Source organism: Streptomyces sp. NPDC005820 (genome assembly GCF_040630255.1).
Taxonomy (GTDB): domain Bacteria; phylum Actinomycetota; class Actinomycetes; order Streptomycetales; family Streptomycetaceae; genus Streptomyces.
Genome location: NZ_JBEXXE010000007.1, coordinates 209,205 through 228,300 on the forward strand (window position 1 = coordinate 209,205; position 19,096 = coordinate 228,300).

Sequence of the window (19,096 nt, forward strand, 5' to 3'; positions counted from 1 at the left end):
AACGAGGAGGCGAACCCTGTTGAGTACGGGACCCGGAGCAGACTCCGCCCCCGCACCGACCACCCCCGACACCCCCGCCCCTGCGACCGGATCCTCGATGTTCAGCTCGCTGAGGGTCAGGAACTACCGCCTGTTCTTCGCCGGCCAGGTCGTCTCGAACATCGGCACCTGGATGCAGCGGATAGCGCAGGACTGGCTGGTCCTGAGCCTCACCGGCTCCGCCACGGCCGTCGGCGTCACCACGGCCCTGCAGTTCCTGCCGATGCTGCTCTTCGGCCTCTACGGCGGGGTCCTCGTCGACCGCCTGCCGAGGCGCCGCACCCTGCTGGTCACCCAGACCTCGATGGCCCTCACCGGCATCGCCCTCGCGCTCCTCACCCTCTCCGGCCACGTCCAGATCTGGCACGTCTATCTGGCCGCCTTCGCCGTCGGCCTCGCCACGGTCGTCGACAACCCGGCCCGCCAGTCCTTCGTCTCCGAGATGGTCGGCCCGGACCAGCTCCAGAACGCGGTCAGCCTGAACTCCGCGAACTTCCAGTCCGCCCGCCTGGTCGGTCCGGCCGTCGCCGGCCTGATGATCACCGGTGTGGGCACCGGCTGGGCCTTCCTCTTCAACGGCCTGTCCTTCGTCGCGCCCATAGCGGGCCTGCTGCTGATGCGCGCCCGCGAGCTTCACGTCGTCGAGCGCGCCCCGCGCGGCAAGGGCCAGCTCAGAGAGGGGCTCCACTATGTGGCGGGCCGCCCCGACCTCATCTGGACGATCATCCTGGTCGGGTTCGTCGGCACCTTCGGCTTCAACTTCCCCGTGTACCTCTCCGCCTTCGCCGACGACGTCTTCCACGCCGGCGCCGGCTCCTACAGCCTCTTCAACACCCTGATGGCGGTCGGCTCGCTGGCCGGCGCCCTGCTCGCCGCCCGGCGCGGCACGGCCCGGATGCGGGTGATGATCGGGGCGGCCGTGCTGTTCGGCGCGATGGAGATCCTCGCCGCGACCGCCCCCTCACTGTGGCTGTTCGCCCTGCTCATGGCCCCGATCGGCATGTTCGGCATGACGATCAACGTCACCGCCAACACCAGCATCCAGATGGGCACCGACCCCGCCATGCGCGGCCGGGTCATGGCCCTCTACATGATGGTGTTCCTCGGCGGCTCGCCCGTCGGCGCGCCGATAGCGGGTTGGGTCACCGATGCGTACGGCGTCCGCGCGGGCCTCGCGGTGGGCGGCGCGATCGCCGCGACGGCCGCCGTCACCATCGGCCTCGTCCTGGCCCGCGTCGGCAACCTCCGGCTCTCGGTCGGCTGGCACCACGGCCACCCCCGGGTGCGGTTCGTACCGCGCGAGAGCGGGGAACTGGCCACCGTGGGGTGACCGGCCCCCGACCGGCCCGACCGGCCCCGACCGGCCCCCACGGGATCACACCCGCCGCTCCAGCAGCTGCCCCGGCCACGCGTCCTGCACGGTGAACGCGTGCGTCGGGGTGAAGCCGTTGGCCTCGTAGTAGGCGACCAGCTTGCGGTCGTCACCGGCGTAGCAGTCCACCCGCAGCAGGGCGACACCCGCCCGCCGGGTCTCCCCGGCCGCGTGCGCCAGCAGCGCGCCGCCCACGCCGAGGCCCTTGAAACGCCGGTCCGAGGCGAGCCAGTGGATGTACCGCTCCGGCTCGCCGGGCGGCGGGAGATGCGCGAGGTAGGCGCCGGGGGCGTCGGTCAGGGTGAGGGTGCCCGCCGGCACCCCGTCGACCTCGGCGACGAACGCCGTGCCCTCCTCCATGTACCGCACGACCGACTCCACGGTCCTGGGGCTCTCCGAGAGCGGCTTGGTCCCCCACTGCCCGGTGCGCCCCTGTGCGACGAGCCACGCCACGCTGCTGTCGAGCATGCCGAGCATCGCGGGGACGTCATCGGGCCCGCCGTCCCTGATGGTGATCTCCATGGCACCCCATCATGCAGGCGGACGGCCGCCCGAGCCGGGAAAATCGGGGACATGAGACTCTTCGCGGCCGTGCTGCCCCCGGATGACGTCGTCCATGAACTCGCCACCGAGGTGAACGAGTTGCGCCGGCTGCCCGGTGCCGAGGGCCTGCGGTGGACCGGCCGGGACGGGTGGCACTTCACGCTCGCGTTCTACGGCGAGGTCGACGACGACGTCGTACCGGAGCTGTCCGCACGCCTCGAGCGGGCCGCCGGGCGCGGCGCGCCCTTCGAGCTGGCCGTGCGGGGCGGGGGACAGTTCGGGCACGGGCGGGCGCTGTGGGCGGGGGCGGCGGGGGATGTGCCGGCCCTTGGCCTGCTGGCCGACCGGGCGGAGGCGGCGGCCCGGAAGGCGGGCCTCGACATGGGGGAGCACCGTCGCTACAAGGCCCACCTCACACTGGCCCGCAGCCGGGACGCGGTGGACGCACGGCCGTACGTCGACGCGCTGCACGGGTTCCGGGGGCGGACCTGGACCGTGCGGGAGCTGGTCCTGGTCCGCAGCCATCTGCCGAGGTCCGGGGTGCCGGGGGAGCAGCCCCGGTATGAGCCGGTCGGGCGATGGGCTCTCGGCGGGGCCGGTTAGGCTCGACGCGTGGACCCGAAGACCCGGAACCGGATCATGGCCGGTGCGCTTGTGTTGATGTTCGTTGTCGTGGCCCTGGCGGCCGCGCTCGGTAGGTAGGAGTTCGGGGAACTGCACGTCGTCGGTCGGGTGCGGACCGTAGGTGGCTGATCGCGCAGTTCCCCGCGCCCCCAAAAGCCAAAAGCGAAAAGCCAAAAGCGAAAAGCCAGAGCCTTTACCAGGCGAAGGCCTCCGGGGACGGGCCCGTCCCCGGGAAGATCTCGTCCAGGCCCTCCAGGAGCTCCTCGCTCAGCTCCAGGCCGGCCGCGCGGATCGCCGACTCCAGTTGCTCCGCCGTGCGCGGGCCGACGATCGGGCCCGTCACGCCAGGGCGGGTGAGGAGCCAGGCCAGGGCGGCCTCACCGGGCTCCACGCCGTGCTTTTCCAGCAGGTCCTCGTAGGCCTGGATCTGCGCGCGGGCGGTGGGGTTGGCGAGGGTGTCGGCGGCCCGCCCGGACGCCCGGCGCCCGCCCTCGGCCTCCTTCTTGATGACCCCGCCCAGCAGGCCGCCGTGCAGCGGCGACCACGGGATGACGCCGAGCCCGTACTCCTGCGCGGCCGGGATGACCTCCATCTCGGCGCGGCGCTCGGCGAGGTTGTAGAGGCACTGCTCGCTGACCAGGCCGAAGGAGCCGCGCCGGGCCGCCGTCTCGTTGGCCTGCGCGATCTTGTAGCCGGGGAAGTTGGACGAGCCGGCGTAGAGGATCTTGCCCTGCTGGACCAGGACGTCGACGGCCTGCCAGATCTCCTCGAAGGGCGTGCTGCGGTCGATGTGGTGGAACTGGTAGAGGTCGATGTAGTCGGTCTGCAGCCGCTGGAGCGACGCGTCGACCGCGCGCCGGATGTTCACGGCGGAGAGCTTGTCGTGGTTGGGCCAGGCGTCGCCGTCGGCGGCCATGTTGCCGTACACCTTGGTGGCGAGGACGACCTTGTCGCGCCGCTCGCCGCCCTTCGCGAACCAGTTGCCGATGATCGTCTCGGTACGGCCCTTGTTCTCGCCCCACCCGTAGACATTGGCCGTGTCGAAGAAGTTGATGCCCGCGTCCAGGGCCGAGTCCATGATGGCGTGGGAGTCGGCCTCGTCGGTCTGCGGGCCGAAGTTCATGGTGCCGAGGACGAGTCGGCTGACCTTGAGTCCGGTGCGTCCGAGCTGCGTGTACTTCATGGAACTCAAGCCAACGTCTTGGAGTGCGCTCCAGGCAAGGGCAACCGGTCAGTCGCGGGGGAAGTCGTCGGTCTTGAGGGTGAGGTCGACGACGGTTCCCGCCAGGTGGACATCGCCGCCGAAGTCGACCCTCGTGCTGGTGACGTAGTGACCGTCCTTGGGATCGGTGTAGACGAAGCAGCGGCCCTGGTAGGGATCCGCGATGAGGTAGACGGGGACCTCGGCGACCGCGTAGGCCGTCTTCTTGGGGCCGTAGTCGTTGGCGGCCGTGCCCCGGGAGATGACCTCGGCGACGAACTCGACGTCTTCGTAATGCCAGCGGCCCTCGTCGTCCTTCTCAGCGGACTCGCGTAGCTTGACGACGTCCGGGCAGAAGCCGTTCTCATGGCCGGGGAAATCGATGCGGACGTCCGAGAAGACCCTCAAGCCCTTCCCGAACCTGCTGCGCAGGGCCAGAGCGATCTGAAAGATGATCTCCCAGTGGGTGTCCCGCTGCGGTGTCATGTGGACGTTGCCCCCGACGATCTCGACCCTGAATCCTTCGGGGACGGGCATGTGCTCCAGCCGCTTGAACCACTCGTCCAGGCGCTGGGTGTTCGCGTCGGCCATCGTGATCCTGTCTTCAAGGACGGTCATCTTGGCGCTCCTCCCCGGCGGCCTCACGGTCGAGAGCCGCCGCGCAGTACAACGATACGCACGGTCACCAGGACACGCGCAGACCCGCGCCCGCGGTTCAGCCCTCGTACTTCCCGCCCAGCCCCCACCCCTGGTGCATGGCCTCCGCGAAGGCCTCCGCCAGGCGGTGTTCGCCGTGGGTGTTCGGGTGGGTGCCGTCGTAGGTGTCGGTGTGGAGGTCCCAGGTCTCCGGGACCGACGCCAGCAGGATCGGGGAGGCCGGCTCGTCGAGGTCGGCGGCGGTCTTCGCGAGCAGTTCGTTGAAGAGGGCCACCTGGGTGGCGAAGTCGGCGTCGTCGGCGGCGCGGACGTTCGGGATCACCGGCAGCCAGACCATGCGGATCCGCGGGTTGGCCGAGCGGGCCTCGGCCACGAACGCGCGGGCGTTGTCCGCCGTCTGCTCCGCGTTGGTGTAGAAACCGAGGTCGATCAGGCCGAGGGAGACGAGCAGCACGTCCGCCCGTGAGTCACGGACCGCGTCGGCGATCAGCGGGGCCATGTGCAGCCAGCCCTCGCCCCAGCCGGCCAGATGGGCGCGCGGGAAGCCCGGGTCGGCGTACGCGTGCGAGGCGGGGGCGTCCGCCGCCTTGTCGTAGAGCGTCTCGCGCGGGCCGACCAGCGTGAACGGGCCGCCGTACGTCGTGCACAGGTGGTGCCACATGCGGTAGCGCCACGTGTGTTCGCCCGCGCTTCCGATCGTCATCGAGTCGCCTACGGGCATGAACCTGAGCATCCGCTCATGATGAGGGATCACGACGGCGCATGGCGTGTGAGACCGGCCACGACGACGGAACGCCCGGGCGGGATGGCAGGCTTGAGGGCATGCGCCGACCCTTCGCCGCCCGAGCCGGGGCCCTCCTCGCCGCCACCCTCCTCATGGGCGCCTTCGCCGTGCCCGCCTCCGCCGCAGACGACAAGGGGGGCAAAGGGGACAAGGGTTTCACCATCGAGGATGCGCGCATCACCGAGTCGAGCGGCCTCGCCGCCTCCCACCAGCACCCCGGCATCTACTGGACGCACAACGACCAGGACACCGGCAGCTATCTCTACGCGGTCGACAGCAGTACCGGCAGGACGGTCGCGCGGATCACCCTGAGCGGAGTGGGCCGGCAGCGGGACGTCGAGGCCGTCGCCATCGGGCCCGACAACCAGATCTACGTCGGTGACATCGGCGACAACGACGGCGTGACCTGGCCCTACGTATGGATCTACCGGCTGCCCGAGCCCAAGAACCTCACCGACCAGACCATCCGCGCCACGCAGTACGTCGTGAAGTACACGGACGGGTCGCGTGACGCCGAGTCGATGGTCGTCCACCCCAGGACCGGGCGCGTCTACATCATCGACAAGAACGAGGACGGCGGGCATCTCTACGAAGGGCCCGCCAAGCTGTCCGCCTCCGGGACGAACGTGTTCAAGCCCGTCGCCACCGTCGACCTGTGGGCCACCGACGCCGCCTTCTCCCCGGACGGCACCCAGCTCGCCGTACGCGGCTACTTCGGCGGCATCTCCTACGACTGGAACGGCGGCGACATCAAGCGCGAGGGCCGGCTCGACGTGCCCCTGCAGCGGCAGGGGGAGTCCGTCAGCTACTCGGCCGACGGCACCAAGCTGATGTACGGCACCGAGGGCACCGGGAGCTCGGTCGTCGCGGAGGACGCCCCCGACGGCGGCTCCGCCTCCAAGTCGCCCTCGGGCAAGGGCGGTTCCGACTCCGCCTCGGACTCCTCCGGTTCCTCGGCGACCACCGGCAACGTCAAGTTCGGCGCCCTCGCCGTGGCCGTCGTCGTCGCGGCCTTCTTCGGCTTCCGCCGGCTGCTCCGCCGTAACTGAGCCTCCCGCGGCGCGGCGGTGTCACCCGTCCGCGCCGTACCGCGCGACAGCCGTCCGGCCCTCCGGTCAGGCTGAGGTGTCCCGCGGGACGGGGGCGGACCAGGACAGGTCCTGGGCAGGCGGTCCCGCTCTCACTCGTTGGGAGACCCGATGCGCGGTCATGCCGCCATACGCGCCGCGAGAAAACGCGTCGCTCGTCAACTCCGTCTGCTTCTCGCCGCCCTGGCGCTGACGCTCCCGGTGGCCCTCGCCGGCGCCCAGCCGGCCGGGGCCGCCGCCCTCCCGGCCGTCCATGTGCGCTTCGCCAACCTGGCGTTGAGCGGCGTGGTCGCGGGCGCGACGGAAGACATCGACGTCACCGGAAGCCTCGCCGTCACCGTCGTCACCCGGACGAACCCGGGCGGCGGCGGCACCGCCCGGATCATCAGCGCCCTGGGCCCCACGACCGGTGTGGGGCAGACGACCGGGGGGCGGTATCTGTTCGCCGGGGCGGACAGCGAAGTGCTGGCCTTCCCGCCGGGGCCGATCACACCGTTGATCGCCTCCCCGGCCTTCCTCCAGATCAACCCGTTCGTGCCGCCCAATCCGATCGTCCCCCCGAACCCGATCAGGTTCGTGCGGGTCGTCGTGGGCGTCACGGCGACCGGGGAGATCGAGGACATCGGCGCCACCGTCGACCTCGGGGGCATCGACAGTCCCTGATCCCGCGCTCTCCCGGCGGCGGCACCGCGCCCGTGCCGCCGCCCTCCTTGACGCGCTCATGCAGTGTCAGTTTCCTGGGTGGTGCGCGGTGTATGGGAGCGCTCCCATATGTTCCGGGCCCGCGCCGCCCCGAGAGGAAGCAACGCCATGTTCCGCAACCTCCGCAGAGCGCTGTGCGCCGCCGCCGCGGCCCTGCTGCTCCCCCTGGCGGCGGGCGCGCAGTCCGCCCAGGCGGCACCGACGGCCGCCGACGCCGGTGCAGGCTACTGGCACACCAGCGGCCGGCAGATCCTCGACGCGGCCGGGCAGCCGGTCCGGATCGCCGGGATCAACTGGTTCGGCTTCGAGACCGGCAACTACGTCGTCCACGGCCTGTGGTCCCGCGACTACAAGAGCATGATCGACCAGATGAAGTCGCTGGGCTACAACACGATCCGCATCCCGTACAGCGACGACATCTTCAAGAGCTCGACCGTCCCCAACAGCATCGACTTCAGCAGCGGCAAGAACGCGGATCTGCAGGGGCTGAACTCCCTGGGCATCCTCGACAAGATCGTCTCGTACGCCGGTCAGGACGGCCTCAAGGTGATCCTCGACCGGCACCGCCCGGACGCCGGCGGCCAGTCGGCCCTCTGGTACACCTCGGCCGTCCCCGAGTCGACGTGGATCGCCAACCTCAAGTCCCTGGCGACCCGTTACGCGGGCCAGTCCACGGTCGTCGGCATCGATCTGCACAACGAGCCCCACGACCCGGCCTGTTGGGGCTGCGGCGACACCGCGACCGACTGGCGGCTGGCCGCCCAGCGGGCCGGCAACGCGGTCCTCTCCGTCAATCCCGACCTGCTGATCTTCGTCGAGGGCGTGCAGACCTTCAACGGCGTCTCCGGCTGGTGGGGCGGCAACCTGATGGGGGTCGCGCAGTACCCGGTGCAGCTGAGCGTGGCGAACCGGGTCGTCTACTCGGCGCACGACTACGCCACCAGCGTGGCCCAGCAGAGCTGGTTCGGCGATCCGACGTTCCCCGCCAACATGCCGGGGATCTGGGACAAGTACTGGGGCTACATCTTCAAGCAGAACATCGCGCCGGTGTGGGTGGGGGAGTTCGGTACGACGCTCGCCGCGACGGTCGACCAGCAGTGGCTGGCGGCCCTGGTGAGCTATCTGCGCCCGACGTCGACGTACGGCGCCGACTCCTTCCACTGGACCTTCTGGTCCTGGAACCCCAACTCCGGTGACACGGGAGGGATCCTCAAGGACGACTGGCAGACCGTGGACACCGTGAAGGACGGCTATCTCGCGAGCGTCAAGGCGCCGGGCTTCCCCGGCACCGGGACGGGCGGCGGGGGCGGGGGCGGCGGCGGGAGCACGGCCGCCTGTTCCGCCGCCTACACGGTCACCAGCGACTGGGGCAGCGGCTTCAACGCCGAGGTGAAGGTGACCAACACCGGGACGACCGCGATCGGTTCCTGGAAGGTCACCTGGAGCTGGAGCGGCGGCCGGCAGATCACGAACATGTGGAACGCCTCGTACACCCAGACCGGCACGACCGTGACTGTGGTGAACGCCTCCCACAACGGCACGATCCCGGTGGGCGCCTCGGCGAGCCTCGGCTTCGGGGGCGCCCCCGGAGGCGGGACGGCACCGACCGTGACCTGTACGGCGACCTGACCCCGGCGGGGCGGGCGCCCGGCCCTCGGAGAGCCCGGGCGCCCGCTTCGCTCGACGCTGGCCACGAGGGCCCCGCAGCCGGACAGATGGCCCAGGCGTCATCCGCCGTCCCCGGTGATCAGGTCGATCAGGTCCTGTGCCGTGTTGCCCTCGGCGTCGATCCCCTGGAGCTCGGCGCCCTCGAAGGTGACGGCCTCGGCGCTGCGGATGAACATGGCCTCCTCGTACGCGGTGAGCGCGGCCTCCACGTCGTCCGGGTGGGCGGCGAGGGCCTCGCCGAGTTCGGCGCCGTCGAGCATGGCCAGGTTGGCGCCCTCGCCGTTCGGGGCGGCGAGGTGGGCGGCGTCGCCGAGCAGGGTCACCCCCGGCACCCGGTCCCACCGGTGTCCGGTCGGCAGGGCGTAGTGGGGGCGGAGCACCGGCGGTGTGTCGCCGTCGGTGATGAGCGCGGTGAGCTGGGGCGCCCAGCCGTCGAACTCGGCCGCGATCCGCGCGGTCGCCGCGGCGGGATCGGTGAAGTCGACGGCGGCGAACCAGTCCAGCGGCCGGGTGAGCGCCACATAGGTGTGCAGGGTGTCGCCGCTCTCGCGGTGGGCGAAGATCTCCTTGCCCGGCTCGGGCGCGATCATCGACCCGCCGCCGACCGCCTGCGCGGCGGCGGGGTGCCGGGTGTCGGCGTCGTACAGGTAGGTCTCGACGAACGACGTGCCGGTGTACTCGGGGACGGCGGGGGAGAGCAGCGGCCGGACCCGTGACCAGGCGCCGTCGGCGCCGACGAGCAGGCCGGTGACGACGGTGGTGCCGTCGGTGAACGTCACCTCGTGGCGGCCCTCGCCGAGGGCGCGGACGGCGTCGGCCCGCCGGCCCCAGCGGACGGTTCCGGCCGGGAGCGAGTCGAGCAGGATCCGCCGCAGTTCGGCGCGCTGTACCTCGGGGCGGCCGCCGGTGCCGTCGTCGGCCTTGTCCATCAGGACGGTCCCGGCCGGGTCGAGGACCCGCATCGACTGGCGGCCCTCCGGGACGATGGCGTGGAACGCGTCCATCAGGCCGGCCGCGCCGAGGGCGAGCTGCCCGTTGTGGTCGTGGATGTCGAGCATCCCGCCCTGGGTGCGCGCCGACGCGGAGGGCTCCGCCTCGTGGACGGTGACCGGGATTCCGTGGACGTGCAGGACACGGGCGAGGGTGAGGCCGCCGAGTCCGGCGCCGATGATCGTGACGGGGGTGTGCATGAAGGCTCCTCGGGATCGGGCCGCCCGGCGAACTCCGGCCGGCCGTCCCCGAAAAGGTGCCGAACCCCACCGACAGTCGGCCTACAACCGACCGACAGCCCTCCCGCTCAACTGGTGGCGTCAGCCTCAGCCATGACGTGGTGACAGCTTTCCGGGGGCTGTGAGACGCCTCTGAGCCAAATGAGTTCCAAATTTTCGGGCGAAACGCTTCTTGTGGGCGTGCTTCTTCGGAAAGATCCCGCCAGGATCGTGAACTTTTCCGGTCCTGCCCAACCCCCCATGGTGTGAAGGAACTTCATGAGAAGAAGCACAGCCGTGCTCTGTGGCGCGACCGTCGTGCTGGCCGGGTCGCTCACGGCGGTCCCGGCCGAGGCCGCCTCGTCGCAGTCCGCGCAGCCAGCGGCCCAGGCGGCGAAGGTCACCTGGAAGAAGTGCGCGACGGACGACTACCCGACGCTCCAGTGCGCGTCGGTGAAGGTCCCGCTCGACTACGCCAAGCCGCAGGGCCGGAAGATAACCCTGGCCCTGTCCCGCGTCCCGCACACCGCGCGCAAGTACCAGGGTCCCCTGCTGGTGAACCCCGGCGGTCCCGGCGGCAGCGGGCTGACCCTCGCCGGGTTCGTGGCGTCCTCGCTGCCCAAGGCGGTCGCGTCGCAGTACGACGTCATCGGCTTCGACCCGCGCGGCGTCGGCAAGTCCAAGCCCGCGCTGGACTGCAAGCCGGGCTACTTCAACCCGGTCCGCCCGGACTCCGTGCCCAGCACCTCCGCCATCGAGAAGGCCAACCTCTCCCGCGCCAAGGCCTTCGCCAAGGCCTGCGGCACGAAGTACGCGGACGTCCTGCCCTTCATCAACACGGTCAACGCCGTGAAGGACATGGACCAGATCCGCAAGGCGCTCGGCGCCAAGAAGATCAACTACTTCGGCTACTCGTACGGCACCTACCTGGGCCAGGTCTACGCCAAGCTCTACCCCACCCGGGTGCGCCGGCTGGTCCTGGACTCGATCGTCGACCCCGGCGGGGTCTGGTACGACGCCAACATCTCCCAGGACTACGCCTTCGACGCCCGCCACAAGGCGCTGATGGCGTGGATCGCCAAGTACAACGGCACGTACAAGCTCGGCACCTCCCCGGCCGCGATCGAGGCCAAGTGGTACGCGATGCGGGCCGAACTCGCCAAGAAGCCGGCCGGCGGCGAGGTGGGCGCCTCCGAGCTGGAGGACACCTTCATCCCGGGCGGCTACTACAACGGCTACTGGCCGATCCTCGCCTCGGCGTTCGCCTCCTACGTGAACGACAAGAACGACGCCCCGCTGGTCAAGGCGTACGAGGGCATCGCCGCCATCGACGCCTCCGGCGACAACGGCTACAGCGTCTACACCGCCGTGCAGTGCCGTGACGCCTCCTGGCCGCGTGACTGGAACCAGTGGCGCAAGGACAACTGGGCCGTGTACTCCAAGGCCCCGTTCATGGCCTGGAACAACGCCTGGTACAACGCGCCGTGCGCGTACTGGCCCACGAAGACGCTGAAGCCGGTGAACGTCGCCAACAGCAAGCTCCCGCCGGTCCTGCTGTTCCAGGCGACGAACGACGCGGCCACCCCGTACCAGGGCGGTGTCGCCGTCCACCGTCTGCTCAAGCACTCCAGCCTGGTGGTCGAGCAGGGCGGCGGCAACCACGGCATCACGCTGAGCGGCAACGCCTGCCTGGACAAGTACCTGGTCAAGTACCTCACCGACGGCACGGTCCCGCGCGGCAGCGGCGTGGCCGACGCGACCTGCAAGAAGACCGCGGACCCCGTGCCGCCCGCCACGACGCAGTCCGCCCTGACCGCGGACCGGTCGGCCGGAGCCACGCCCGCCGACACCCTGCACGGGCTGGTCGGCGTCCGCGGCTGAGCGAACCCGCCTGATCCGCGACAAGAAGGGCGCCCGGTGATGACCACCGGGCGCCCTCCGTCCGTGTGGCCTCAGGGCGCGTCGACGGTGACATCGATCGCGTAGCCCTCGCCGGGACCCAGCGGTGGTGAGGGCAGCGATGCGCCGCCGTCACCCGAACGCACCCTCCACCCGGACGGGATTCGCCCGACAGGCCCAGTGGGGGTGGACCGTTGCGCGGGAAATGTCAGGTTCTGTGTGCTTGTGGGGCGAGGCTGTTCCCGATCGCGTCGCGACCACTGAAGGAGCAGACATGTCCCAGGTGCCCACCCACCTCCGCTACACCGAAGAACACGAATGGGTCGAGACCGGGACCGACGGCGTCGTGACCGTCGGCATCACCGACTTCGCCCAGAAGAACCTCGGCGACATCGTCTTCTTCGAGTTGCCCGAGGTCGGCAGGATGTTTGAGTCCGGGGAACCCGTCGGCACGGTGGAGTCGGTCAAGTCGGTGTCCGAGCTGTACAGCCCGCTCACCGGCGAGATCGTCGCGATCAACGAGGAGGTCACCGACAACCCGGAGGACGTCAACTCCGACCCGTACGGCATGTGGCTCTTCAAGATCAAGAGCAAGGGTACGGCGTCCTCCAACGGGCTGCTCGACGCCAAGGCGTACGAGAAGCTCATCGCCGGGGACTGACGGCACGAAGGGCGCCCGCGATTCCGGCGGGCGCCCTTCACGTCGTCGCGGAAGCCGCTACAGCTTCTCGATCACGTAGTCGATGCACCGCGTGAGCGCCTCGACGTCCGCCGGGTCGATCGCCGGGAACATCGCGACGCGCAGCTGGTTGCGGCCGAGCTTGCGGTAGGGCTCGGTGTCGACGATCCCGTTGGCGCGCAGGACCTTGGCGATCGCGGCCGCGTCGATCTCGTCCGCGAAGTCGATCGTGCCGATGACCTGCGAACGCTTGGCCGGGTCGGTGACGAACGGCGTCGCGTGCTTCGACTCCTCGGCCCAGCTGTACAGGCGGGTCGACGAGTCCTTGGTGCGGCCCGTGGAGAAGGCCAGACCGCCCTGGCCGTTGATCCACTCCAGCTGCTCGTTCAGCAGGAAGAGGGTGGCGAGCGCCGGGGTGTTGTACGTCTGGTTCTTGCGCGAGTTGTCGATCGCCGTCGGCAGGCTGAAGAACTCCGGGATGTGCCGGCCGGACGCGTGGATCCGCTCGGCGCGCTCGATCGCCGCCGGGGAGAACACGCCGATCCACAGGCCGCCGTCGGAGGCGAACGACTTCTGCGGGGCGAAGTAGTAGACGTCCGTCTCGGCGATGTCGACCGGCAGGCCGCCCGCGCCGGAGGTGGCGTCCACCAGGACCAGCGCGCCTTCGTCGGCACCCTGGACGCGCTTCAGCGGGGCCGCGACACCCGTCGAGGTCTCGTTGTGGGTGAACGCGTACACGTCCACGCCCGCCTCGGCCCGCGGCTCGGGGTGCGTGCCCGGGTCCGAGGAGACGACCGTGGGCTCCGCCAGCCAGGGAGCCAGCTTGGCGGCCTTCGCGAACTTCGAGCTGAACTCGCCGAACGTGAGGTGCTGCGACTTGTTCTCGATCAGCCCGTGGGTCGCGACGTCCCAGAACGCGGTCGAGCCGCCGTTGCCGAGGATCACCTCGTAGCCCTCGGGGAGGGAGAACAGCTCGGAGATGCCCTCGCGCACCTTGCCGACCAGGTTCTTCACCGGGGCCTGGCGGTGGGAGGTGCCGAGGAGGGAGGTGCCGGTGGCGGCGAGGGCGTCCAGCGCCTCCGTCCGCACCTTGGAGGGGCCCGCGCCGAAACGTCCGTCGGCGGGCTTGATGTCAGAGGGAATCTGGATCTCAGCCACGGCAGGAGGTTATCGGGTGGGGGAAACCTCGGCGAAACCTCGTCCGTCGGGTGAGACGGTGTTCCGACAGGTGGCTCACAGGTCGCTGATGGGTGGACGTCATGACTGAGCTGGAAGCCGAGCTGCGCAAGGTCGTCCGAGGGGACGTGGGCTTCGACGCCACCTCCCGGGCGCTGGTCACCATGGACGCGTCCAACTACCGGCGGATCCCGCTGGGTGTCGTCGCCCCCCGGGACGCCGACGACGTGACCGCCGTCCTCGCGGTGTGCCGGGCCCACGGCGTGCCGGTCGTCGCGCGCGGCGGCGGCACCTCGATCGCCGGGCAGGCCACCGGCACGGGCGTGGTGCTGGACTTCACCCGGCACATGAACCGGGTGCTCGCCCTGGACCCGCGGGCGCGCACCGCCGTCGTCCAGCCCGGGCTGGTCCTCGACCGGCTCCAGGAGGCCGCGGCCCCGCACGGGCTGCGCTTCGGACCCGACCCGGCCACGCACAGCCGCTGCACCCTCGGCGGGATGATCGGCAACAACGCGTGCGGCGCGCACTCGGTGGCGTGGGGGACCACCGCGGACAGCGTGCGCGAGCTGGAGGTCGTCACCGCGCGCGGGCGGCGGCTGCGGCTCGGGCAGGGCTGGTCCGGGGCGCCCGACGGGCTGCGGGAGCTCGTCGAGGGCGACCTCGCGCGGCTGCGGACCGGCTTCCCCGAGCTGCCCCGCCGGATCTCCGGGTACGCGCTGGACGCGCTGCTGCCCGAGAAGGGCGCCGACGTCGCCCGCTCCTTCTGCGGCTCGGAGGGCACGCTCGGCGTGCTCACGGAGGCGGTCGTACGGCTCGTCGAGGCGCCACGCGCGCGTGCGCTCGCGGTGCTCGGGTACGGCGACGAGGGCGCCGCGGCCGAGGCGGCGGCCGGGCTGCTGGCGTACGCGCCGCTGACCGTGGAGGGCATGGCGGCCGACCTGGTGCCGTCGGCGGCGGGGCTGCCCCGCGGGGGTGCCTGGCTGTTCGTGGAGACCGGCGGCGCGTCGGAGGGCGAGGCACGCGCGCGTGCGGAGACGATCGTGCGGGCGGCCTCGGCCGACGCCGTGGACGCCCTGGTCGTCACCGACCCGGCCGCGCAGCGCGCGCTGTGGCGCGTCCGCGAGGACGCCAGTGGCACCGCGACCCGGATGCCCGGGGGCTCCGAGGCCTGGCCCGGCTGGGAGGACTGCGCGGTGCCGCCCGCCCGGCTCGGCGCCTACCTGCGGGACTTCCGGTCGCTGCTCGCGGCGCACGGGCTGCACGGGACGCCGTACGGCCATTTCGGCGACGGCTGCATCCACGTCCGGATCGACTTCGACCTGCTGACCGGGCCGGGCGTGGCGCGCTTCCGCCGCTTCTCCGAGGAGCTCGCCGACCTGGTCGTCGCCCATGGGGGCTCGCTGTCCGGGGAGCACGGCGACGGGCAGGCGCGCGCCGAGCTGCTGCCGAGGATGTACGGCCCCGAGCTGGTCGCCCTGTTCGAGCGGGCCAAGGGCGTGTGGGACCCCGACGACCTGCTCAACCCCGGCATGCTCGTCCGCCCGGCGCCCCTGGACTCCGGGCTGCGCTTCTCCGTGCTGCCCCGCGCGCCCCTGCCGGTCGTCTTCGGCTACCCGTCCGACGGCGGTGACTTCTCGGCCGCCGTACGCCGCTGTGTGGGCGTCGCCAAGTGCCGTACGACGACGGCGACCGGGTCCGCCGTGATGTGCCCGTCGTTCCGCGTGACGGGCGAGGAGGCGCACTCCACGCGCGGGCGGGCCCGTCTGCTGCACGAGATGCTCGCCGGCGAGGTGGTGACCGACGGCTGGCGGTCGACGGAGGTCCGGGACGCCCTGGACCTGTGCCTGTCCTGCAAGGGCTGCCGCTCCGACTGCCCGGTCGGGGTCGACATGGCCACCTACAAGGCGGAGTTCCTGCACCACCACTACGCGGGCCGGCGCCGCCCCGCCGCCCACTACGCGCTGGGCCGGCTGCCGCAGTGGCTGCGCTGGGCGTCCCGCACGCGTGCGACCCGGCTCGTGAACGCCCTCGCGCGCGTGCGGCCCCTGGCGTGGGCGGCGAAACGGGCGGCCGGGATCGCGCCGGAGCGGGCGATCCCGCCGCTGGCCCCGGAGACGTTCAGCCGGTGGTGGGGGCGGCGGCTGGTGGCGCGGGCACGGGCGGAGGCGGGCGGGGAACGGCGGCCGGGAGGGGAACGGCGAGCGGGCGGGCCCCGGCAGGCGGTCTTCCTCTGGCCGGACACCTTCACCGAGCACCTCTCCCCGTCCGTCGGCGAGGCGGCCGTACGGGTCCTGGAAGCGGCGGGGCTCGACGTGCTCACCCCGCCCACCCGGCGGTGGACGAAGCCGGCGGTCGGCGACGGGGTGTCGTACACCTTCAATCCGCTCGCGGCGCGGCGCGGCCGCGTGTGCTGCGGGCTGACGTACGTCTCGACGGGCCAGCTGGACCGGGCACGGGAGGTCATGCGGCGCACCCTGGATCTGCTGGAGCCGCTCCTGACGCGGGAAGAGCCGGCACAGGGAGCGTTCGTCGTCCTGGAGCCCAGCTGCGCCGCCGCCCTGCGGACGGACCTCCCGGAGCTGCTCCCCGACGACCCGCGCGCGGAGCGGCTCGCGGCGCGGGTGGTGACCTTCGCGGAGGCGCTGGAGCGGTACGCGCCCGGCTGGGCGCCGCCCCGGCTGGACCGTCCCGTCGTCGGCCAGACCCACTGCCATCAGCACGCGGTGCTCGGCGACGCGCCCGACCGGCGGCTGCGCGAGGCCGCCGGACTCACCGGCGAACTGAGCGGCGGCTGCTGCGGTCTGGCGGGCGACTTCGGCTTCGAGAAAGGCCACTTCGAGGTGTCGGCGGCGTGCGCGGAGGAGCAACTGCTGCCCGCCGTACGGCAGTCCCCGCCGGGCACGGTCGTCCTCGCCGACGGCTACTCCTGCCGGACCCAGCTCGACCAACTGGCCGGCGTACGGGCCCGGCATCTGGCGGAAGTGCTCGCGGACGCGCTGGATTAAGGTTCCACGGCTTGCTCAAGCAACTGCCAGCTTCTCCCAGGGTATTCACAGCGCACCTTTGCTCTTTTTGCCGTTTGCAGAGATGAGAAGCGTGTAAGTTTCTCGATGTCGGGAGCCGGACGCGGAAAGCCCGAAACGACGAAAGCACAGCGCAATCCCCGCAAGGAGTTGGAATGAGCTTCAAGAAGCTTGCCCCGCTGCCCCCCAAGCCCAAGTCGAAGCAGCTCCCGCCCCCGCCGAAGCCCAAGCCGAAGAAGAAGCTCAAGCCGGTTCCGCCGCTGCCGGGCCAGGACGGCTGAGCCCACGCCGACACACTGAAAAGGGGCCGACGGTGCACCGTCGGCCCCTTTTCTTTTGAAAATCAGGTCGAAAAGCAGGGGGCTTTTTCAAGGAGGGGAATTCTTGCTGGAGGGATCGGAAGAACTGGAAGAAGGGGATGAAGAATATGAGTACGACACCCCCACGATTCCCGCGCGTGTAGCGTTCCGCCGTTTCTGGCCGCTCACCCGGGGCCTGCGGAAATGGCTGCTCGTCGTCTGGGTGTGCACGATCCTCGCCGCGCTCGCCGAGACCGAGGCCATCCTCCTCTTCGGCGACCTCACCGACAACGCCCTGCGCGAGGGCTCGCTCGCCGCGTTCTGGGCGCCGGCCGTGAAGTGGCTCGCGGTCGCCGTGGTCGGCGCGATCGTGGCCTACGCGGGCAACTCCCTGGCCGCCTGGGCGACCGAACGGTTCGTGATGCGGCTGCGCGAGCATGTCTTCGACCACGTCCAGCAGTTGCCCCCGCACTTCTTCCAACGCCACCGCCAGGGCGACCTGTTGTCCCGGCTGACGAGTGATGTCGAGGCCATCGAGACGATGGTCGTGTCGGGCCTGGTCGGCGCCGCCTCCGCCGCCTTCTCCGCGATCTTCTACGCGGCTGCCGCGTTCTGGCTGCGCTGGGACCTGGCCGCCGCCACCTTCGTCCTCGCCCCCCTCTTCTGGCTGGCCGCGCGCCGCTTCTCCGGCTCCATCAAGGACGTCTCGCGCGAGGGCCGGGTCGCCGACGGCGCGATCACCTCCGTCGTCGAGGAGTCCCTCGGCAACATCGTGCTGACCCAGGCGTACGACCGGCGCGACGCCGAGCGCCGCCGGCTCGGCGAGGAGGCGAACGCCTGGTTCCGCGCCTCCGTGCGCTCCACCCGGCTGAACGAGGCGTACGAACAGCTCGTGACCGTCATCGAGACGGTGTGCGTGCTCGCGGTGATCGGCATCGGCGCCTGGGAGATCTCCACCGGGCGGATGACCCTCGGCCAACTGCTCGCCTTCGCGGCCTTCCTCGGCTACCTGTACCCACCGGTGCGGGGCCTCGCCCAGCTCGGCCTCACGATCACGGCGGCGACGGCGGGCGCCGAGCGGCTGATCGAGATCCTCGACGTACGGCCCTCGGTGACCGACCCCCGGCGCGTGGCCGAGCCCCCCGGCCGCCCGGACGGCACCGTCGAGGTCAGGGACGTCTCCTTCCGCTACCCCGGCGCGGACCGGCAGGCCCTGGAGGGGCTCTCCTTCGCCGTGCACCCCGGCGAGCTGGTGATCATCACCGGGCCGAGCGGCGCGGGCAAGTCCACCGTCTCCAAGCTCCTCCTGCGCTTCTACGACCCGGACGCCGGCGAGGTGCTGCTGGACGGCGTGCCCGTGCGCGACTTCCCGCTGGCGCGGCTGCGGGAGTACCTGACCCTGCTGCCGCAGGAGACGCTCGTCCTGCACGACACCGTCCGCGCGAACATCGCCTGCGGCCGGCCCGGCGCGAGCGACCAGGCCATCGAGGAGGCGGCCCGCGCGGCCGACGCCCACGACTTCATCGCCCGGCTGCCCGAGGGCTACGACACGAGGATCGACCCGGGTTCGGCCCGGCTGTCCGGCGGCCAGCTCCAGCGCCTCGCGATCGCCCGCGCGATCCTGCGGGACGCCCCGGTCCTGGTCCTGGACGAGCCGACCACCGGCCTGGACGCGATGGCCGCCCGGCGGATCGTGAAGCCGCTGCGCCGCCTGATGGCCGGCCGCACGACCATCATGATCACCCACGATCTCAACCTCGCCCCCGACGCCGACCGCATCCTCGTGGTCGACCAGGGCCGGATCGTGGAGACGGGCCGCCACGAGGAACTGCTGTCCTGGGGCGGGGCGTACGCACGGCTGCACCGCTCGCAGAACAACGCCCTGATGGACACCGGCGAGCTGCGGCTGCCGCTGTTCGTGGAGCAGCAGGTGCCGGTCCCGGTGCCCGCCGCCGAGTACGGCGGCGACTGGGGCGCGTACGGCTACGACTCCTATGGCCCCCACGTCCCCTATGACCCCTACAACCCGTACAACCCGTACAACCCGGACCATCAGGCGTACTGGCCCGGTATCTGAACGTCTCACGGCGCGAGACAGAGGCGTCAGCGGTTTACGCACCTGTCTCGGTTCACT

At 71.2% G+C, this 19,096-nt stretch carries 16 protein-coding genes; 10 read left to right on the plus strand and 6 right to left on the minus strand.

From position 1 onward, the window contains the following. The first annotated feature begins 19 nt into the window (after window positions 1-19). Window positions 20-1,369, plus strand: coding sequence for an MFS transporter (locus ABZ464_RS11235; protein WP_359274210.1), 1,350 nt, complete (start codon window positions 20-22; stop codon window positions 1,367-1,369). Window positions 1,370-1,414: 45 nt separating this feature from the next. Here the strand turns inward: ABZ464_RS11235 and ABZ464_RS11240 are convergent, their stop codons facing one another. Then, window positions 1,415-1,933: a GNAT family N-acetyltransferase gene (locus tag ABZ464_RS11240; protein ID WP_359274213.1), complete on the minus strand. Its 519-nt coding sequence runs from the start codon at window positions 1,931-1,933 to the stop codon at window positions 1,415-1,417. A 51-nt stretch (window positions 1,934-1,984) separates the two neighbouring features. On the opposite strand from ABZ464_RS11240, the gene thpR reads away from it, so the two are divergent. After that, a complete protein-coding gene (gene thpR, locus ABZ464_RS11245) occupies window positions 1,985-2,557 on the plus strand; it encodes an RNA 2',3'-cyclic phosphodiesterase (RefSeq protein WP_359274216.1) in 573 nt (190 codons plus the stop codon). 214 nt (window positions 2,558-2,771) lie between these two features. On the opposite strand, the gene ABZ464_RS11250 is transcribed toward thpR, so the two are convergent. The 3 genes from ABZ464_RS11250 to ABZ464_RS11260 form a co-directional block, all read right to left on the minus strand. Then, window positions 2,772-3,761: an aldo/keto reductase gene (locus tag ABZ464_RS11250; RefSeq protein WP_359274219.1), complete on the minus strand. Its 990-nt coding sequence runs from the start codon at window positions 3,759-3,761 to the stop codon at window positions 2,772-2,774. 48 nt (window positions 3,762-3,809) lie between these two features. Continuing rightward, on the minus strand, window positions 3,810-4,397 hold the full coding sequence (locus ABZ464_RS11255) for a Uma2 family endonuclease (RefSeq protein ID WP_359274222.1): 588 nt from the start codon (window positions 4,395-4,397) through the stop codon (window positions 3,810-3,812). Window positions 4,398-4,494: 97 nt separating this feature from the next. Continuing rightward, window positions 4,495-5,169, minus strand: coding sequence for a GDSL-type esterase/lipase family protein (locus ABZ464_RS11260; RefSeq protein WP_359274225.1), 675 nt, complete (start codon window positions 5,167-5,169; stop codon window positions 4,495-4,497). Between the two features lie 89 nt (window positions 5,170-5,258). Between ABZ464_RS11260 and ABZ464_RS11265 the strand changes: the two genes are divergently transcribed. From ABZ464_RS11265 to ABZ464_RS11275, 3 genes are all read left to right on the plus strand, one after another. Further along, window positions 5,259-6,269 (plus strand): WD40 repeat domain-containing protein, encoded by a 1,011-nt coding sequence (locus tag ABZ464_RS11265; protein WP_359274228.1) that lies wholly within the window; start codon window positions 5,259-5,261, stop codon window positions 6,267-6,269. Between the two features lie 150 nt (window positions 6,270-6,419). Next, window positions 6,420-6,971, plus strand: a complete 552-nt coding sequence (locus tag ABZ464_RS11270) for a hypothetical protein (protein WP_359274231.1) — start codon at window positions 6,420-6,422, stop codon at window positions 6,969-6,971. 147 nt (window positions 6,972-7,118) lie between these two features. Further along, entirely contained in the window at window positions 7,119-8,639 is a 1,521-nt protein-coding gene (locus ABZ464_RS11275; RefSeq protein ID WP_359274233.1) for a cellulase family glycosylhydrolase, read from the plus strand. 98 nt (window positions 8,640-8,737) lie between these two features. Here ABZ464_RS11275 and ABZ464_RS11280 read toward each other — a convergent pair whose 3' ends face one another. Continuing rightward, the gene (locus ABZ464_RS11280) at window positions 8,738-9,868 is read right to left on the minus strand and encodes an NAD(P)/FAD-dependent oxidoreductase (RefSeq protein WP_359274235.1); all 1,131 of its coding nucleotides are present in this window, start codon (window positions 9,866-9,868) and stop codon (window positions 8,738-8,740) included. A 297-nt stretch (window positions 9,869-10,165) separates the two neighbouring features. Here ABZ464_RS11280 and ABZ464_RS11285 point away from each other — a divergent pair, with 297 nt between their 5' ends. Together ABZ464_RS11285 and gcvH are read left to right on the plus strand one after the other, a co-directional pair. After that, complete coding sequence (locus tag ABZ464_RS11285) at window positions 10,166-11,767, plus strand: alpha/beta hydrolase (RefSeq protein WP_359274238.1); 1,602 nt, start codon at window positions 10,166-10,168, stop codon at window positions 11,765-11,767. 292 nt (window positions 11,768-12,059) lie between these two features. Then, window positions 12,060-12,446: a glycine cleavage system protein GcvH gene (gene gcvH / locus ABZ464_RS11290; RefSeq protein ID WP_359274240.1), complete on the plus strand. Its 387-nt coding sequence runs from the start codon at window positions 12,060-12,062 to the stop codon at window positions 12,444-12,446. Window positions 12,447-12,503: 57 nt separating this feature from the next. Here the strand turns inward: gcvH and serC are convergent, their stop codons facing one another. Next, window positions 12,504-13,622, minus strand: a complete 1,119-nt coding sequence (gene serC, locus ABZ464_RS11295) for a phosphoserine transaminase (protein WP_359274243.1) — start codon at window positions 13,620-13,622, stop codon at window positions 12,504-12,506. Between the two features lie 101 nt (window positions 13,623-13,723). Here serC and ABZ464_RS11300 point away from each other — a divergent pair, with 101 nt between their 5' ends. The 3 genes from ABZ464_RS11300 to ABZ464_RS11310 all read left to right on the plus strand — a co-directional run bounded on the left by ABZ464_RS11300 (window position 13,724) and on the right by ABZ464_RS11310 (window position 19,039). After that, a complete protein-coding gene (locus tag ABZ464_RS11300) occupies window positions 13,724-16,645 on the plus strand; it encodes an FAD-binding and (Fe-S)-binding domain-containing protein (RefSeq protein ID WP_359274245.1) in 2,922 nt (973 codons plus the stop codon). A gap of 173 nt (window positions 16,646-16,818) precedes the next feature. After that, window positions 16,819-16,944 (plus strand): hypothetical protein, encoded by a 126-nt coding sequence (locus tag ABZ464_RS11305; protein WP_359274248.1) that lies wholly within the window; start codon window positions 16,819-16,821, stop codon window positions 16,942-16,944. A gap of 124 nt (window positions 16,945-17,068) precedes the next feature. Continuing rightward, entirely contained in the window at window positions 17,069-19,039 is a 1,971-nt protein-coding gene (locus ABZ464_RS11310) for an ABC transporter ATP-binding protein (RefSeq protein ID WP_359274385.1), read from the plus strand. Window positions 19,040-19,096 lie beyond the last annotated feature (57 nt).

What these genes read in the sequence shown, in the direction of transcription:
- ABZ464_RS11240 (WP_359274213.1), bottom strand. Translation starts at nt 1,933, where the DNA reads ATGGAGATCACCATCAGGGACGGCGGGCCCGATGACGTCCCCGCGATG.
- thpR (WP_359274216.1), top strand. Translation starts at nt 1,985, where the DNA reads ATGAGACTCTTCGCGGCCGTGCTGCCCCCGGATGACGTCGTCCATGAA.
- ABZ464_RS11250 (WP_359274219.1), bottom strand. Translation starts at nt 3,761, where the DNA reads ATGAAGTACACGCAGCTCGGACGCACCGGACTCAAGGTCAGCCGACTC.
- ABZ464_RS11255 (WP_359274222.1), bottom strand. Translation starts at nt 4,397, where the DNA reads ATGACCGTCCTTGAAGACAGGATCACGATGGCCGACGCGAACACCCAG.
- ABZ464_RS11260 (WP_359274225.1), bottom strand. Translation starts at nt 5,169, where the DNA reads ATGCTCAGGTTCATGCCCGTAGGCGACTCGATGACGATCGGAAGCGCG.
- ABZ464_RS11265 (WP_359274228.1), top strand. Translation starts at nt 5,259, where the DNA reads ATGCGCCGACCCTTCGCCGCCCGAGCCGGGGCCCTCCTCGCCGCCACC.
- ABZ464_RS11270 (WP_359274231.1), top strand. Translation starts at nt 6,420, where the DNA reads ATGCGCGGTCATGCCGCCATACGCGCCGCGAGAAAACGCGTCGCTCGT.
- ABZ464_RS11275 (WP_359274233.1), top strand. Translation starts at nt 7,119, where the DNA reads ATGTTCCGCAACCTCCGCAGAGCGCTGTGCGCCGCCGCCGCGGCCCTG.
- ABZ464_RS11280 (WP_359274235.1), bottom strand. Translation starts at nt 9,868, where the DNA reads ATGCACACCCCCGTCACGATCATCGGCGCCGGACTCGGCGGCCTCACC.
- ABZ464_RS11285 (WP_359274238.1), top strand. Translation starts at nt 10,166, where the DNA reads ATGAGAAGAAGCACAGCCGTGCTCTGTGGCGCGACCGTCGTGCTGGCC.
- gcvH (WP_359274240.1), top strand. Translation starts at nt 12,060, where the DNA reads ATGTCCCAGGTGCCCACCCACCTCCGCTACACCGAAGAACACGAATGG.
- ABZ464_RS11300 (WP_359274245.1), top strand. Translation starts at nt 13,724, where the DNA reads ATGACTGAGCTGGAAGCCGAGCTGCGCAAGGTCGTCCGAGGGGACGTG.
- ABZ464_RS11305 (WP_359274248.1), top strand. Translation starts at nt 16,819, where the DNA reads ATGAGCTTCAAGAAGCTTGCCCCGCTGCCCCCCAAGCCCAAGTCGAAG.